Here is a 16,195-nt window from a genome sequence, read left to right on the forward strand (position 1 = left end):
TGCTCCGAACACTTAACATCGATCATTTTTCAGGCTTTGCCTCCTGGCCGGTGCGAACAACCAATCTAAGCACCTGAAGATCCGCCGGATAGGTCTCAATGCGAGCCTTTCAGCGCATTAGGAATAGCCCCACTAGCACGAGGTAAAACGCCTACAGAACTCGCCTAATGGAGGCCGCGCGTACCGAACGGGACAGTTTTTCAATGTGGTTTTGCAGGAACAGGATTACATCCACCACCAATCCCCCGTGGGAGCTGAGCTTGCTCGCGATGGCGGTGGACAGGCTTGCATCAATGCTGAATGTGCCACCGCCTTCGCGAGCAGGCTCGCTCCCACAATGGTTCTATGTGCGCACATGAATAAGTGCCCACCCTGGCTTTGGCTTTGGCTTTGGCTTTGGCTTTTGATCTTAAAGCCCCGTTAACCACAAGGGCCGAACGCCGGCATTGCGTAGTGGGCATCCCGGCATGGATGCCGGGATAGCCGCGCTGGGCCATGGATGGCCCTTCGCGGCGGGCCCACGGAGCAATGCCGGCGTTCGGGAACACCGCGCCGTAGGCGAGGTGCCCGGTGGTGGGGCAAAGACCTTTTGGTTACTTTTGGGGCGTCTGCCAAAAGTGACCCGCTGTAAGAGCGGAACCCTAAGCCGCCGTTACCGCAGCAATGGATATTCACTCAAATCCAAAACCGCCATCGCGAGCAAGCTAGCTCCCACACTGATCTCCAGCGTTCATGGCATCGGGGGCTCACCGCGGATATCTGTGGGAGCCGAGCTTGCTCGCGATAGCGCTCTGCCTGAGACGATGATGCGGGATGTACCGACGCCTCCGCGAACAAGCCCACTCCCACCATGAATCCAAACCGATCACAAATCCGCACACCTGATCAAAATCCCGTTAGTCGCCACCCCCCGCCATGCATTAAAGTAACGCCCCCAGCCCCGACGTTATCCGAACGCCTGGGCCACCCTTTCCAGGAACAGTCACCGATGGAACATCGTGAAGCGCTGCTGGCGCTGCGAACCTTTCTTTCAACGCAGATTCTCGGCCAGGAAAAACTCATCGAGCGCCTGCTCATCGCCCTGCTCGCCGACGGCCACATGCTGGTGGAAGGCGCGCCCGGGCTGGCCAAGACCAAGGCCATCAAGGAGTTGGCCGAAGGCATCGAAGCGCAGTTCCATCGCATCCAGTTCACCCCCGACCTGCTGCCCGCCGACATCACCGGCACGGAGATCTATCGCCCGGAAACCGGCAGTTTCGTCTTCCAGCAGGGGCCGATCTTCCACAACCTGGTGCTCGCCGACGAAATCAACCGTGCCCCGGCCAAGGTCCAATCGGCCTTGCTCGAAGCCATGGCCGAGCGGCAGGTCAGCGTCGGGCGCAGCACCTATGAGCTGTCGCCGCTGTTCCTGGTCATGGCCACGCAGAACCCCATCGAGCAGGAAGGCACCTACCCGCTGCCCGAGGCCCAGCTCGACCGTTTCCTGATGCACGTCAAGATCGGCTTCCCGGATGCCACGGTGGAACGGCGGATCCTGCAGCAGGCCCGGGGAGAAGCGCTCAATGGCGAAGCCAAGCCCGAGCGTCGGGTCAGCCAGCAGGCGATTTTCTCGGCACGCAAGGAAATCCTCGGCTTGTACATGGCCGACGCCGTGGAGGAATACCTGGTGCAATTGATCATGGCCACCCGCAACCCGGCCAAGTTCGATCCGGAAATGGCCGAGTGGATCGCCTATGGCGCCAGCCCACGGGGTTCCATTGCCCTGGACCGCTGCGCCCGCGCCCACGCCTGGCTGGCCGGACGCGACTTTGTCAGCCCGGAGGATATCCAGGCCGTGCTGTTCGACGTGCTGCGCCATCGCATCATCCTGTCGTTCGAAGCCGAAGCCGCCGGTATCGACCAGGACCGGGTCGTGCAGCGGATCCTCGACGTCGTCGCTGTCGCTTGAGCATGGGTCATGACTAACCCACTGGCGCCCGCACCGGGCATCCGCGTCAGCCTTTCGGAGCTGATCGAGATGCGTCATCGCGTGCGCGAAGTGCAGCTGTTCTCGACGCCTGGACAGCGCAGCCCGCTGATCGGCCTGCACCATTCCAAGCTGCGCGGACGTGGAGTGGATTTCGACCAGGTGCGGGTCTACCAGGCCGGCGACGATGTGCGCACCATTGACTGGCGCGTCACCGCCCGGACCCAGGAACCCCACACCAAGCTGTTCCACGAAGAACGCGAGCGGCCGATCTTCATCATGATCGAGCAGAGCCACCGCCTGTTCTTCGGTTCGGGCCTGCTGTTCAAGTCGGTGCTCGCGGCCCAGGCCGCCAGCCTGATCGGCTGGGCCGCGCTGGGCCACAACGACCGTGTGGGCGGGCTGGTGTTCGGCAATAACACCCACTACGAAGTCAAGCCCCGGCGCAGCAAGCAAAGCCTGCTGCAATTGCTCAACCGCCTGGTGCGGGTCAACCAGTCGCTGCACCCCGAAGGCGAGCCGGACCGCGATTCGTTCGGCATTGCCTTGCGTCGGGCCCGGGAGGTGCTGCGGCCGGGCAGCCTGGCGATCGTGATCTGCGACGAACGGGCGCTGTCGGACAGCGCCGAGCAGCAACTGAGCCTGCTGTCGCGCCATTGCGACCTGTTGCTGCTGCCACTCTCGGACCCGCTGGACCACGCCCTGCCCGCCGCCGGCTTGCTGCGTTTCGCCCAGCGTGGTGCGCAACTGGAGCTCGACACCCTGAATGTCGAACTGCGCCAGGCCTATCGCGCCCAGGCCGAGGCCCGCCAGGCGCGCTGGGAATTGCTCGCACAGAAACTGCGGATCCTGATGATGCCCTTGAGCACCCAGGGCGACCTGGTCGAGCAGTTGCGCGAATACCTGAATCCCAAGCGCGCCGGGATCAGCCGATGAGCAGCCTGGACCAGTTGCAGCCGCTGATGGCACCGCCGCCGATCGGTTTCTGGCCGCCTGCGCCGGGCTGGTGGCTGCTGCTGGTACTGCTGCCGTTGCTGGGCCTTGGGCTGTGGCAATTGCGCCGCTTCCTCCCGGCCCAACGCGCCGTCACCCGCGCCGAGCAACCCCTGGACCCGGTGCGCCTGGCCGCCCTGGCCGAACTTGCGCTGCTGCCCAAGCCCTACGACGGTGCGCCGGCCGGGGCCTGGCTGCAGCAACTCAACGGGTTGCTCAAGCGTCTGTGTCGCAACCACTACCCCTACAGCCAGAGCCATACCCTGAACGGGCGCCAGTGGCTGGCCTTCCTGGATAACCGCTGCCCGGCCGCCGGCCTGACCCGTTGGATGGTCCTGGTCGAAGGGGCCTACAAACCCGAGTGCAAGCTGGACGACAAAGCCATTGCCGGGCTGACCCAGGCAGTCGACATCTGGATTCGCAAACATGTTTGAGTTCGCCTGGCCGTGGATCTTCGCGCTGTTGCCGCTGCCGTGGCTGATGCGTCTGGCGCTGCCGGCGGCCGACAGCGGCGAGCCGGCGCTCAAGGTCAGTTTTTTGGGCGAGCTCGAAGGCCTCGTCGGGCGACGTGCCAGAACGAACCTGCCGAGCTGGCGCCAGCAAGCGCCCTTCATCCTGCTCTGGCTGTTGTTGCTGATCGCCGCCGCCCGCCCGCAATGGCTCGGCGAACCGTTGCCCATCGCGGCCAGCGGGCGCGACCTGCTGGTGGCGGTGGACGTCTCGGGCTCCATGGACTTTCCCGACATGCAGTGGAAGGACGAAGAAGTCAGCCGCCTCGCCCTGGTCCAGCACATGCTCGGGGATTTCCTCGAAAGCCGCGAAGGCGACCGGGTCGGCCTGATCCTGTTCGGCAGCCAGGCCTATCTGCAGGCGCCGCTGACCTTCGACCGCCGCACCGTACGCCGCTGGCTCGACGAAGCGCGCATCGGCATCGCCGGCAAGAACACCGCCATTGGCGACGCCATTGGCCTGGCCCTCAAGCGCCTGCGCCAGCGCCCGGCCCACAGTCGCGTGCTGATCCTGGTCACCGACGGCGCCAATAACGGCGGTGAAATCGACCCGCTGACCGCCGCCCGGCTGGCCGCCGACGAAGGGGTGAAGATCTATCCGATCGGTATCGGCGCCGACCCGGAGCAAAGTGGCACGGCCGGGTTCCTCGGGGTCAACCCGAGCCTGGACCTCGACGAAGCAACGCTGCGCGAAATCGCCCAGGCCACCGGCGGCCAGTACTTCCGCGCCCAGGACGGCGAACAGATGCTGGCGATCAAGGCGACCCTTGACCAGCTCGAACCGGTGACCCAGCAACCGACCCAGGCCCGCCCGGCCCTGGCGCTCTACCATTGGCCCCTGGCCGTTGCGCTGCTGTTGAGCATGTTGCTGGTGGCCCGCGAACGCTGGCCGGACAATCCCTTGCAGCGCCTGTTCAGCCAGCCGCTGTTTCAGTCGACCCCACATGCCGAATGGCGCCAGCGCCTCAAGCGCTTGCGCCTGCGGAGGCGTCGATGACTGCGCTCTGGCCACACTGGCTGCGTCCCCTGTTCATTCTGCTGCTGCCGTTGCTGGGCTGGCTGCTCTGGCAATTGTGGCACCGGCAGCGACGGGTGGGCCGCTGGCAGATGATCCTGCCGACCGCGTTCCATTCGGTGCTGCTCAGCGGCGGCAAGGGCCGCGACAGCCGGCTGCCGTGGATTGCCCTCGGCCTGGGCTGGCTGTTGGCAGTGCTGGCGTTGCTGGGGCCGAGTTGGGCCCGGGTCGAACAGGCCAGCCAGAAGCCTGCCGACCCGCTGGTGGTGGTGCTGGAGCTGACCCCGGAAATGCTCGCCACCGACGTGCCGCCCACGCGCCTGGAGCAGGCCCGGCGCAAGGTGCTGGACCTGCTGCACAACCGCAGCGACGCCCAGACCGCGATCATCGTCTATGCCGGCAGCGCCCACACGCTGGTGCCACTGTCCGATGACCTGGCCACCAGCGCCAACCTGCTCGAAGCCCTCAAGCCCTCGATCATGCCCCAGGGCGGTCATCGCGCCGACCTGGCGGTGATCAAGGCCATGGCCCTGCTGAACCAGGCCGAGCTCGGCCACGGCCGGATCCTGCTGATCGCCTCGTCGCTGAACGAGCAGGAGCGCCTGGGCATCCACCAGGTCCTGGACCGTTCGCCCACGCAATGGCTGATGCTCGGCATCGGCACCCGGGAAGGCGCGCCGGTGGCCCAGGAGGATGGCAGCTACCTCAAGGATGCCCAGGGTGCGATCCTGGTGCCACGCCTGGACAGCCCCGGGCTCAAATCCTTCGCCAACGAGCTGGACGGTCGTTATCGTCCGGCGCGCCTGGACGACAGCGACCTGCGCGGCCTGGGCCTGCTGGACGGCCCTCGGCACCTGCGCGAGGACGGCCAATTGTTGCGCCTGGACACCTGGGCCGACCAAGGCTATTGGCTGCTGCTGCCGCTGTTGCTGCTGGCGGCCTGCGCGGGCCGGCGCGGCTGGTTATTCTGCCTGCCGCTGCTGCTGGCGTTGCCGCAGACCGGCCAGGCCTTCGAATTCGAGAACCTGTGGTTGCGCCCCGACCAACAAGGCCAGCACTTGCTCAAGCAAAAGCGCCCGGCCGAGGCCGCCGCTCATTTCGAGGACCACCAATGGCAAGGCGTGGCCCTCTACGAAGCCGGCAACTACAGCGAAGCCGCCCGGCGCTTCGCGGAAGGCACCGACGCCCGCGCCCACTACAATCGGGGCAACGCCCTGGCCCGCAGCGGCGAACTGGAAGCGGCGCTGGACGCCTACGAGCAGGCGCTGGAGTTGCAACCGGACCTGCGCCCCGCCCAGACCAACAAGGCGCTGGTACAGAGTCTGTTGAACGAGCAGGCCGCATCGGCGCAAGCGCCGAAACCGGCACAAGAGAAGGAGCAACCGGGACCTGCCGAGCAAGCGCCGGACGCGACGTCCACCGCCCAGTCCGCGGAACCGGGGCAGCCTTCGACTGAAACGGCAACGCCCCAGGAGCAACCCCAGGCCCACCCGGCTCCGCCCTCCGGCGCCCAGGACGTGCCCGGCAGCGAACTGCCCGACGAGCAGACCACCACCCCGCCGTTGCGCCCCGCCGCCGGGCAGCGCAATGAAGAGGAACAGCGCCAGGCACTGGAACAGTGGCTGCGCCAGATCCCGGACAATCCGGGCGAACTGCTCAGGCGTAAATTCTGGTACGAACAGCAAAGCCATCAGGCCCAGGGAAGAAACCCATGACCCGCTTCACCGCCTACTTCCTCGTCTTGCTGCTCTGGGCTTCCGGCTCCCAGGCCGCACAGCTGACTGCCAGCGTGGACCGCAGTCGGCTGAATTCTGGCGAGACGGTGGAACTGACCCTGGAATCCAACGACGCCACGCTGTTCGGCAAGCCCGACCTGGGCCCGCTCCAGGCGCTGTTCGAGGTGCGCGGCACCCGCCAGGTCAACCAGTTGACCACCCTCGACGGCGAGAACCGCGCCACCACCCGCTGGATCGTGACCCTCCTGCCCCGCGAAAGCGGCACCGTGATCATTCCGCCGTTGCAACTGGGCGAAGTGAGCAGCCAGCCGATCACCTTGCAAGTGATCGAAAGCGAGACCCGCAACGCGTCCGGCACCCTCGCCCCGGTGTTCATCGAGGCGAGCCTCGACCAGAGCCAGGTCTATGTGCAGGCCCAGGCGATCCTGACCCTGCGCATCTACCATTCGGTGTCGCTGTACGATGACAGCAGCCTGACCCCGCTGCACATTCCCGACGCGCGCACCGAACAACTGGGCGAATCGCGCACCTACGAAAAAGTCATCAACGAGGTGCGCCATGGCGTCATCGAGCTGCGCTACGGCATCTACCCGCAGCGCAGCGGCGAACTGACGATTCCGGCCCAGACCTTCAGTGCCACCCTGGTCGAACCGGTGGCCCAGGACGCCGCGCCAGCGGGCCCGAAACCGGGCCAGTTGATGCACGTCAGTTCCGAGCAACTGGTGTTGACGGTCAATCCCAAGCCCGCCAGCTACCCGGCGGACGTGCCCTGGTTGCCGGCACGCAGCCTGTCCTTGAGCGAAAGCTGGAGCCCGGAGCCGACCCACAGCCAGGTCGGTGACTCCCTGACCCGCAGCCTGACCCTCGAAGCCGAAGGCCTGGCCAGCGCCCAATTGCCGCCACTGCCGGCCACCGAGATCAACGGCCTGCGGCGCTACCCCGACCAACCGGTACTCAGCAGCCGGAGCAGCGAACGCGGGCTGGTGGGCAGCCGCGAGGACCGCGAGGCGCTGGTGCCCAATCGCAGCGGCACCATCGACCTGCCGCCCGTGGAAGTGGTCTGGTGGAACACCCTGGAGGACCACCTGGATCGCACCAGCCTCCCGGCGCGCACCCTGCAAGTGGCGAACAACCCGAGCCTGATGGTGGATACGCCGGCGGGGATACCCCAGGTGGTGACCACCGTCGACAGCGAAACACTGTGGTATTGGCAACTGGGCACCTTCATCCTGGCCTGCACGACCGTGCTCGGTTTCGGCCTCTGGTGGCGGGCCCGCTCGCAACCGGCTGTGCTGCGGTCGGCCCAGGCCGGGCCCAGCCCGCGCACATTGCTGGATGACCTCAAGCGCACGTGCCTGGCCAACGACCCCCACGCCACCCGCCAGGCCCTCGACGCCTGGGCCCGCCAGCAACCGGAAACCCTGGCCGAGATGGCCGCGCGCTTCGTACCGCTGTCCGACGCCCTGGACGGCCTCAACGGCGCCCTCTACAGCGAAACCGGCCAACACTGGCAAGGCGAAGACCTGTGGCGAGCCATCCGCACCATCCCCACCGCCCAACGCGCCCAGGACCCGCTGGGCGACAGCGGCTTGCCACCGCTTTATCCGAAGTAGCGACTGGCTCACCCGAAGTCGCGCCCCTGTGGCGAGGGGATTTATCCCCGTCGGGCTGCGAAGCAGCCCCGGTTGCTGCCATCTCGGTACCGCGTGAAGATCGAGTGGTCTGCTTCGGGGGCCGCTGCGCAGCCCATCGGGGATAAATCCCCTCGCCACAATTGCGTTGTTGATACACCCGCATGTAGATGCAACAAGTCGAGCAAGTCCTCTTCTCCGTTTCCCAGTAAACTCCCCTTCTTTTAGCCGCCCTTCTCCTCACCCGCGGCCATCACCTGTTTCCTGGAGTTCACCTTGCGTCTGTTTCACACCTCCGACTGGCACCTGGGGCAAAACCTGCACGGTCAGGAACGCGACTTCGAACACGCCTGTTTCCTCGACTGGCTACTGCGTCAGTTGGCCAGCGAAAAACCCGATGTGCTGCTGGTCGCCGGCGACATCTTCGACACCGTCAACCCACCGGTCAAAGCCCAGGAGCGGCTGTACGACTTCATCGTCAGTGCGCACGAGCAGAACGCCAACCTGACCATCGTGATGATCGCCGGCAACCACGATTCCGGCTCGCGCATCGAGCTGCCCGCGCCCCTGATGCGGCGCCTGCGCACCCATGCCCTGGGCCGCGTGCTGTGGCTGGATGACGGCCAACTGGACGTCGAGCGCCTGCTCCTGCCGCTGCCCGACGCCAAGGGCAAGGTCAAGGCGTGGTGCCTGGCCCTGCCGTTCCTGCGGCCCGCCGAGGTCACCGGCGCGCACCTGGGCGACGATTACCTGCGGGGCATCGGCCAGGTCCATGAATGGCTGATCGCCGCCGCCAACGCCAAGCGCAAGAAAGGCCAGGCGCTGATCGCCGTCAGCCATGCGCACATGGCCGGCGGCTCGGTGTCCGAGGACTCCGAGCGCAGCCTGATCATCGGCAATGCCGAAGCCCTGCCCGCCAGCCTGTTCGGCCCGAGCATCAGCTACGTCGCCCTCGGCCATCTGCACAAGCCGCAGAAGGTCAACGGCGAAGAACGCATCCGCTACAGCGGTTCGCCGATCCCGTTGTCCTTCTCGGAGATCGGCTACCAGCACCAGATTCTCGACATCACCCTGGACGGCGAAGCCCTGGTCAAGGTCGAGCCCCGGCTGATCCCCCGGGCCGTCAACCTGCAACGGTTGGGCCCGGCGCCACTGGCCGACATCCTGGTGCAGCTCAAGGGGCTGCCCGACATCGACTTGCTGGCCGACGTCCAGCGCCAACCCTGGCTGGAAGTGCGGGTGCGCCTCGACGAACCGCAACCGGACCTGCGCCACCAAGTGGAAGCCGCGCTGCAAGGCAAAGCCGTGCGCCTGGTGCGGATCGCCGCCGAGTACGCCGGCACCGGCGGCAGTGGCCGCGCCGATGAGGACGCCACGCTGATCGAACTGGATCAACTGAGCCCCGAGGAACTGTTCAGCCGCGCCTGGCAGGACACCTATGGCAGCGAAGCGGACGAACAGACCCTCAAGGATTTTGCCCTGCTCTTGCAAGACGTACAGCTGGAGGACGAGCAGCCATGAAGATCCTCGCGATCCGCCTGAAGAACCTGGCGTCCCTGGCCGGGCCTTTCGAAATCGACTTCACCGCCGAACCGCTGGCCAGCGCTGGCCTGTTCGCCATCACCGGCCCCACGGGCGCGGGCAAGAGCACCTTGCTCGATGCCCTGTGCCTGGCGCTGTTCGGTGCGGTGCCGCGCCTGAACAACACCGGACGCGATGCCAAGGTGCCGGACGCCGACGGCGAAATCGCCACCGGCGACCCGCGCACCCTGCTGCGCCGTGGCACCGGCGAGGGCTACGCCGAGGTGGATTTTCGCGGCATCGACGGGCGCCGCTATCGCGCCCGCTGGGAAGCCAATCGCGCCCGGGAAAAGGCCGGCGGCAAACTTCAAGCCAGCCGCCAGAGCCTGCGGGACCTGGACAACGACCAACTGCTGGCCAGCCAGAAAGGCGAATACAAGGCCCGGCTCGAAGCCGTCCTGGGCCTGAATTTCGAGCAGTTCACCCGTGCCGTGCTGTTGGCCCAGAGCGAGTTCAGTGCCTTTCTCAAGGCCGATGACAACGACCGCAGCGAGCTGCTGGAAAAACTCACCGACACCGCCTTGTACACCCGCCTGGGACGCCGGGCCTTCGACAAGGCCAAGCTGGCCAAGGAAGCCCATCGGCAACTGCAGGACCAGGCCACCGGCGTCACTCCCCTGGCACCCGAGGCCCGGGCCGAACTGGACCAGCGCTTCAACGAAGCCCAGCAGCAACTCAAGGCCCAGCAAGCCCAACTCAAGCAACTGGAGCAACAACACACCTGGCTCAAGGACCTGCGCCAGCTACAGGACGAGCACGCCCACGCCGCCGAGCAACTGCGCCAGGCCGAGGCCGACTGGAACGCCTTGGCCGGTGAACGCCTGAAGCTCACACGCCTGGAACAACTGGCCCCGCAGCGCCATCAATTCATCCGCCAGGCGGAACTGGGTCGACAACTGGGCCCCCTGGCATCGCAGGTCCGGCAACTCAGCCAACAGCAAATCGACCTGCAAGGGCAGCAGTCGGTCCTGGAGAAAGGGCTCGTCGATGCGCAACAGGCCCTGGTCCTCGCCCGGCAACAAAGCAGCGACACGGCGCCGTTGCTGCGCCAGGCCTTTGAAGAACAAAGCACCCTGGCCCGCCTCGCCACCGAGGCCAGCCAAGGCGCACAGCGCCAGGAACAGGCGCAACGGGCCTGTACCGAAGGCCAGGCCACCCTCGAGACGCTGCTCGGCCAGCAACGGCAGGTGGCCGAGCGCCTGCAACGCATCGCCGGCGAGCTCGAGCGAAGTGTCCACCTGGCGCCGCTCAGCGATGCCTGGAATGCCTACCGCGATCGCCTCCAGCAACTGATGCTGATCGGCAATCGCCTGAACCAGGGCCAGGCCGAACTCGCCGCGCTGGAGCAACAGGCGACGGCTGCCGCGCAGGCGTTGGCCTCACTGCGCCAGTCGCTCGACGTGCTCTACCAGGAAGCCGGCGCCGAACCGGAAGCCGTCGCCGAACAGATCCAGCTGCTTGGCAACTTGTTGCAAGACAACCGCAAGCAACTGCGGGCGTTCGAGGAACTGGCGCGGCTGTGGGCCAGCCAGCGGGACCTGGACAAGCGCGGCGCCGATCTCGAACAACGCCAGCAACTGGCGTTGCAGGCCCGCGACCGCCTGGTGCGCGAAGGCAGCGAAGCGAAGGCCGAGCTGGCGCTGGCCGAGCAGGCCCTGACCGTGACCCGTGAACTGCTGGAGCGCCAGCGCCTGGCCCGCAGCGAGAGTGTCGAACAACTGCGCGCGCAGTTGCAGGACGACCAGCCCTGCCCGGTGTGCGGCAGCGTCGAGCATCCCTACCATCAACCCGAGGCGTTGCTGCAAAGCCTCGGGCGTCACGATGAAAACGAGGAAGCTAACGCCCGCAAGGCCGTCGATACCCTCAATGAAAAAGTCATCGAACTGCGCACGCAGTACAGCGGCGTCATCGCCCAACTCAAGGAACTCAAGCAGCAGCAGGAACAGCTGGCCAGCCAACAGCAAGGCCTGGCCCCCAGCCTGGAGGCCCATCCGCTGTCGGCGCAACTGCTGGCCCAGGATCCGGACCGCCGCGACGCCTGGCTGGCCCAGCAAGACAGCCAGTTGAACCAACTCATCCAGCAGGACGAGCAACGGCAAGGCGCCCTGCTCACCCTGCAACAGGACGCCGCGCGCCTGGCGCAGCAACTGCGCCAGGCCGAAACGGCCAGCCAGCAGGCTTCCCAGCAACTGAGCAACCAGCAACAGGAACTGGCCCGTGATCGCCAGCGCCTGGATGACGAACTCGGCCACTTCAGCGCCCTGTTGCCGGCTGACACCCTGCACGCCTTGCGCACCGAGCCCGCCGCGACGTTCCTGCAACTCGACCAGCAGATCGCCCAGCGCCTCGAACAATTGGACCAGCAGCGCGACGAGCTCGATGAACAGCTCAAGCGCCAGCAGACCCTGGAGAAAGAACAGGACCGCCAGCAGACGCGCGTGCAGCAATGGGAGTCGGCGCAACAGCAGTTCAAGGCCCTGGTCGAGCAGCAGCAGGCTTGCCAACAGAGGCTGGCGCAACTGCTGGGCGACCACGCCAGCGCCGAACAGTGGCAGCAACAAATTGACCAGGCCCTGGAGCAGGCTCGCGCTGGCGAGGCCGCGGCCAGTCAACAACTGCAGGATTTGCGCAACGCCCTGGTGCAATCGGCCGCCGAACTCAAGGCCCGGCAGGAACAGGCGCAAGCGCTGGAGACCGAGCACCAGGCGCTGGTCGCCGGAATCGGCCAATGGCGCGCCTCCCATCCGGAGTTGGACAACGCGGCGCTGGAGGCCTTGCTGGCACTGGACGAACAAGGTGTCAGCCAATTGCGCCAACGCTTGCTCAACAGCGAAAAGGCCATCGAACAGGCCCGCGTGCTGCTCACCGAACGCGAACAGCGCTTGCACAATCATCAGGCCCAGCATAACGGCAACCTGCTGCCCGAGCAGTTGGCCGAGGCCTTGGCCGAAGTCCAAGGCCAATTCGCCACCAGCGAGCAGCGCTGCGCCGAACTGCGCGCCGAGCAGGCCGAGGACCAGCGCCGCCAGAACGCCAACCAGGCCCTGGCGCAGCAGATCGAACAGGCCTATGCCGAGTACCAGCGCTGGGCGCGCCTGGATGCGCTGATCGGCTCGGCCACCGGCGACCGCTTCCGCAAGCTGGCCCAGGCGTACAACCTCGACCTGCTGGTGCACCACGCCAACGCCCAGCTACGGCAACTGGTGCGGCGCTATCGGCTCAAGCGTGGCGGCAGCATGCTCGGATTGCTGGTGATGGACACGGAAATGGGCGATGAACTGCGCTCGGTGCATTCGCTGTCCGGCGGCGAGACCTTCCTGGTGTCCCTGGCCCTCGCCCTGGGCCTGGCGTCGATGGCGTCGAGTACGCTGAAAATCGAATCGCTGTTCATCGACGAGGGCTTCGGCAGCCTCGACCCCGAGTCCCTGCAACTGGCGATGGACGCGTTGGACGGCTTGCAGGCCCAAGGCCGCAAGGTCGCGGTGATTTCCCACGTGCAGGAAATGCACGAGCGGATCCCGGTGCAGATCCAGGTGCGTCGCCAGGGCAACGGCTTGAGCACCGTGGAGGTGAAATGAGCCACGCCACGCTGTATTCCTTCCGGCGCTGCCCCTACGCGATGCGGGCGCGCATGGCCCTGCGCTACGCCGCGGTGGAACTGGAGATCGTCGAAGTCAGCCTGAAGGCCAAGCCGCCGCAGATGCTCGCCCTGTCCAGCAAGGGCACGGTGCCGGTGTTGCATGTCGATGGCCGGGTGATCGACGAGAGCCTGGAGATCATGGCCTGGGCCCTGGCCCGGCACGATCCCCGGGACTGGCGGCTGTCGGGCAATCCCGGAGGCCAGGCGCTGACGGCGGCGTTGATCGAGGAGAACGACCAGGTCTTCAAGCTTCACCTCAATCGCTACAAGTACCCCGAACGCCACCCTGAAAGACCAGCGCAGGCGTACCGCAGCGAAGGCGAAGTGTTCCTGCGCCGCCTGGAGGCATTGCTCGACACCCGGCCCTTCCTGGCCGCGACGCACCCAAGCCTGGCCGACGTGGCGCTGATGCCGTTCGTGCGCCAGTTCGCCCACGTCGATCGCGAATGGTTCGCCCAGGCGCCCTACCCTCGGCTACAGGACTGGCTGCGGCGGTGGCTGGAATCGGAGCTGTTCGTGGCGATCATGGCCAAGTAACTGCATGCATTCCCCTGTGGCGAGGGGATTTATCCCCGCTGGGGCGCGAAGCGGCCCTGAACCTGAGCACTCGAAGCGTCAGGTGTATCCAGGAGGGCCGCTACGCTGCCCAACGGGGATAAATCCCCTCGCCACAAGCGCCATGCAGCCCTGTCATCGAATCCCTCAGTCGCTCAGCAAACTCAACAATCGCTCACGCGCCACTTCCAGTTCGCCGGGAACCGGTTGGGCAGCGGAGACGATCGGGGTGGAATAGAGGAACAGCATCATCACTGCCAGACGCATCGCCATGGTGTCGATCCTTATCGGCCAAGGAGTCAATTAATCCGCGTCAAATTTAAACACATGGCCAAGTGATATTACAGCAGGATTTCCGACAAACCCTGGAAACGACGAAGCCTGCGATCTTTTCTCTTTGGGCAAGACGAAAAGATCGCAGGCTTCAGTGGTAGCGGGTCGCTCAGTGTTGGGTCTTGTGATCCAGCGCGGCGTAGAAGTTGGCGCTCTGTTGCAGGTATTTCTGGGTGTAGCTCTGGGTGTGGTTTCTTTTCTCGCCGATTTCGACACTGGCACTGGCAGGCAGCGCGACGGTGGCGGAGATGGCGGAAGCGGCGATGACGGAGAAGAGATTAAGGTTCATGGCGGTAGTCCTCGGATTGAGTTGGCTTGTCTGCCCGGTTGGGCCGTGAAGCAAACTTACGCGCCGAGGCGTCCCGCTTTGAAATGCTTTGCGCTACTAGCGAATATCAGTCTCGTTGATACAACCGCGCAGGCCCCGAAAAACGGGGCCTGCGGTCTATTGCCGCAGGATGAACTTGAGGTCGCTCGGGGCATCCATCGCCAGTTTCTGCACGGTTTTACCCAGCAGGCCGGTCTTGGCATCACGCTCGATCACTACGATCTGGTTGCTCTTCTGGTTGGCGACCAGCAGGAATTTCTCGCTCGGGTCGAGGCTGAACTCACGGGGATGGTCGCCCTCCACGGAGCGTCGTTGCAGCTCCTTGAGCGTTCCCGCGACCGGATCGATGGCGAACACCAGCACTTCGTTGGTGGTGCCACGATTGCTGACGTAGAGGAACTTGCCGTCCCTGGACGCATGCAGCCCGGCCGCCGCCTTGCCCGCCTGGGGCTTGCCGGCCGCCAGGTCCACCAGTTGCCGCTGGGTGAGGCGCCCGTCCTGGTAATCGAACACCGCCACTTGCGCGGTCATTTCCATGGTCAGCCAGGCGTGCTTGCCATCGGCGCTGAACAGCAGGTGCCGTGGGCCACTGCCGGGCGGCAGTTGCACGAAGGCCGGGTCCGCCGCCGTCAACGGCAGCTCGGGATTGGCCTTGGGGTCGTAGTGGTAGATGAACACCTTGTCCGCCCCCAGGTCGTTGGCGAACACGTACTTGCCGTCGGGCGAGGACACCGCCGAATGGACGTGGGCCGACATCTGCCGCTCGGGGTTGACCCGGCTCGGCTGATGGCTGCTCAACTGCACCACCGGTGCCAGCTTGCCATCGGCCGCCACCGGCAGCACCGCCAGGGTGCCGCCCGGGTCTTCCAGCACCGAATAGTTGCTCACCAGCAAATGCCGGCCATCGCCGCTGAGGCTGGAATGGGTCGGTTCGCTGCCCAGGGATTGCACCTGGTTGATCAGCGTCAGCGCGTGGGTCTTGGGGTCGATGGCGTAGCTGCTGACCTTGCCCACCGGGTCCTTCTGCCCCGGCCCGTTTTCGTTGACCGCGAACAGCCGGGTCATGTCCGGTGACAGGGTCAACCAGGACGGGTTGTCGGTCTTGATCACCTGCAAGGGCTTGGCGTCGAGCTGACCGGTGCGGCTGTCGAACCGCAGGCGATAGATGCCTTGGCTCTGGCCGGCGGTGTAGGAGCCCACCAGCAGCGGATGAAGTTCATCGGTCGCGGCCTGGACGCCCATGGCTCCCACGCTGCCGGCCATCAACAGCGGCCAGAGACTACGCATCTTCATGTTCGTCGTCCTCATCGTCGTGGCCGCTGGTCGCTTCCACGCATTCCAGGAAGTGGTCGCCCGAATCGCTGGTGATGGTCCAGTGTTTCAGGGCCTTGTCGTAGGTCGCCGCCTGCATCTGCGCCGGCGTGAAGCGCCAATGCTCGAGGGTGCGGCCGTTCATGCACTCGACGTGCAACTGGTCCTGCTCGTCGAGGGAAAAATCGAATGCATGCAGCCCGTCGATGATCAGCATGTCGCAGGTCTCGAGGGCGTGCAGCAGGGTGTCGGTTACGGCAGTCATGGCGATCAGTCGGTCGTTGGGAAAGTTGCCATGATAACCCAATGTGGGCGTGGGCCTTGGGCCATAGGGTTCGAAAGCGTTTTCGACTGGAAGATCGCCATCGCGAGCAAGCTCGCTCCCACAGTGGATGTCTTGTGAATACAAAACTTGTGTTCGCTGAAAATCCAACTGTGGGAGGGCCTTGGGCCATAAGGTTCGAAAGCGCTTTCGACTGGAAGATCGCCATCGCGAGCAAGCTCGCTCCCACAGTGGATGTCTTGTGAATACAAAACTTGTGTTCGCTGAAAATCCAACTGTGGGAGGGCCTTGGGCCATAAGGTTCGAAAGCGCTT

13 protein-coding genes are annotated in these 16,195 nt (G+C 65.4%); 9 read left to right on the forward strand and 4 right to left on the reverse strand.

Going from position 1 to position 16,195, the window contains the following annotated elements:
• Positions 1-988: 988 nt before the first annotated feature.
• From Q6A48_RS22400 to Q6A48_RS22440, 9 genes are all read left to right on the forward strand, one after another.
• Positions 989-1,948, forward strand: a complete 960-nt coding sequence (locus tag Q6A48_RS22400; RefSeq protein ID WP_042732320.1) for an AAA family ATPase — start codon at positions 989-991, stop codon at positions 1,946-1,948.
• A 9-nt stretch (positions 1,949-1,957) separates the two neighbouring features.
• Complete coding sequence (locus Q6A48_RS22405) at positions 1,958-2,902, forward strand: DUF58 domain-containing protein (RefSeq protein WP_304556583.1); 945 nt, start codon at positions 1,958-1,960, stop codon at positions 2,900-2,902.
• Entirely contained in the window at positions 2,899-3,393 is a 495-nt protein-coding gene (locus Q6A48_RS22410) for a DUF4381 domain-containing protein (RefSeq protein WP_304556584.1), read from the forward strand. Before Q6A48_RS22405 ends, Q6A48_RS22410 begins: the two co-directional genes overlap by 4 nt.
• Positions 3,386-4,465, forward strand: coding sequence for a vWA domain-containing protein (locus Q6A48_RS22415; RefSeq protein ID WP_304556585.1), 1,080 nt, complete (start codon positions 3,386-3,388; stop codon positions 4,463-4,465). Before Q6A48_RS22410 ends, Q6A48_RS22415 begins: the two co-directional genes overlap by 8 nt.
• The gene (locus Q6A48_RS22420) at positions 4,462-6,198 is read left to right on the forward strand and encodes a tetratricopeptide repeat protein (RefSeq protein WP_304556586.1); all 1,737 of its coding nucleotides are present in this window, start codon (positions 4,462-4,464) and stop codon (positions 6,196-6,198) included. The genes Q6A48_RS22415 and Q6A48_RS22420 overlap by 4 nt, the downstream gene beginning before the upstream one ends.
• Positions 6,195-7,832 (forward strand): BatD family protein, encoded by a 1,638-nt coding sequence (locus tag Q6A48_RS22425; protein ID WP_304556588.1) that lies wholly within the window; start codon positions 6,195-6,197, stop codon positions 7,830-7,832. The genes Q6A48_RS22420 and Q6A48_RS22425 overlap by 4 nt, the downstream gene beginning before the upstream one ends.
• A 294-nt stretch (positions 7,833-8,126) precedes the next feature.
• A complete protein-coding gene (locus Q6A48_RS22430; RefSeq protein ID WP_304556590.1) occupies positions 8,127-9,371 on the forward strand; it encodes an exonuclease SbcCD subunit D C-terminal domain-containing protein in 1,245 nt (414 codons plus the stop codon).
• Positions 9,368-13,009: an AAA family ATPase gene (locus Q6A48_RS22435; RefSeq protein WP_304556591.1), complete on the forward strand. Its 3,642-nt coding sequence runs from the start codon at positions 9,368-9,370 to the stop codon at positions 13,007-13,009. Before Q6A48_RS22430 ends, Q6A48_RS22435 begins: the two co-directional genes overlap by 4 nt.
• The gene (locus Q6A48_RS22440) at positions 13,006-13,608 is read left to right on the forward strand and encodes a glutathione S-transferase (protein WP_304556592.1); all 603 of its coding nucleotides are present in this window, start codon (positions 13,006-13,008) and stop codon (positions 13,606-13,608) included. The genes Q6A48_RS22435 and Q6A48_RS22440 overlap by 4 nt, the downstream gene beginning before the upstream one ends.
• A gap of 165 nt (positions 13,609-13,773) precedes the next feature.
• Here the strand turns inward: Q6A48_RS22440 and Q6A48_RS22445 are convergent, their stop codons facing one another.
• From Q6A48_RS22445 to Q6A48_RS22460, 4 genes are all read right to left on the reverse strand, one after another.
• On the reverse strand, positions 13,774-13,899 hold the full coding sequence (locus tag Q6A48_RS22445; RefSeq protein ID WP_304556593.1) for a hypothetical protein: 126 nt from the start codon (positions 13,897-13,899) through the stop codon (positions 13,774-13,776).
• 169 nt (positions 13,900-14,068) lie between these two features.
• Positions 14,069-14,248 carry a hypothetical protein gene (locus tag Q6A48_RS22450; protein ID WP_304556594.1) on the reverse strand — a complete coding sequence of 60 codons (180 nt, stop codon included), beginning with the start codon at positions 14,246-14,248 and terminating at the stop codon, positions 14,069-14,071.
• Positions 14,249-14,404: 156 nt separating this feature from the next.
• Positions 14,405-15,580: a lactonase family protein gene (locus Q6A48_RS22455; RefSeq protein WP_304556595.1), complete on the reverse strand. Its 1,176-nt coding sequence runs from the start codon at positions 15,578-15,580 to the stop codon at positions 14,405-14,407.
• Positions 15,567-15,863, reverse strand: a complete 297-nt coding sequence (locus Q6A48_RS22460) for a DUF5629 family protein (RefSeq protein ID WP_304556596.1) — start codon at positions 15,861-15,863, stop codon at positions 15,567-15,569. The genes Q6A48_RS22455 and Q6A48_RS22460 overlap by 14 nt, the downstream gene beginning before the upstream one ends.
• Positions 15,864-16,195: the final 332 nt, after the last annotated feature.

The sequence above is a fragment of the Pseudomonas citrullilanati genome, from assembly GCF_030580855.1.
Taxonomy (GTDB): domain Bacteria; phylum Pseudomonadota; class Gammaproteobacteria; order Pseudomonadales; family Pseudomonadaceae; genus Aquipseudomonas; species Aquipseudomonas citrulli.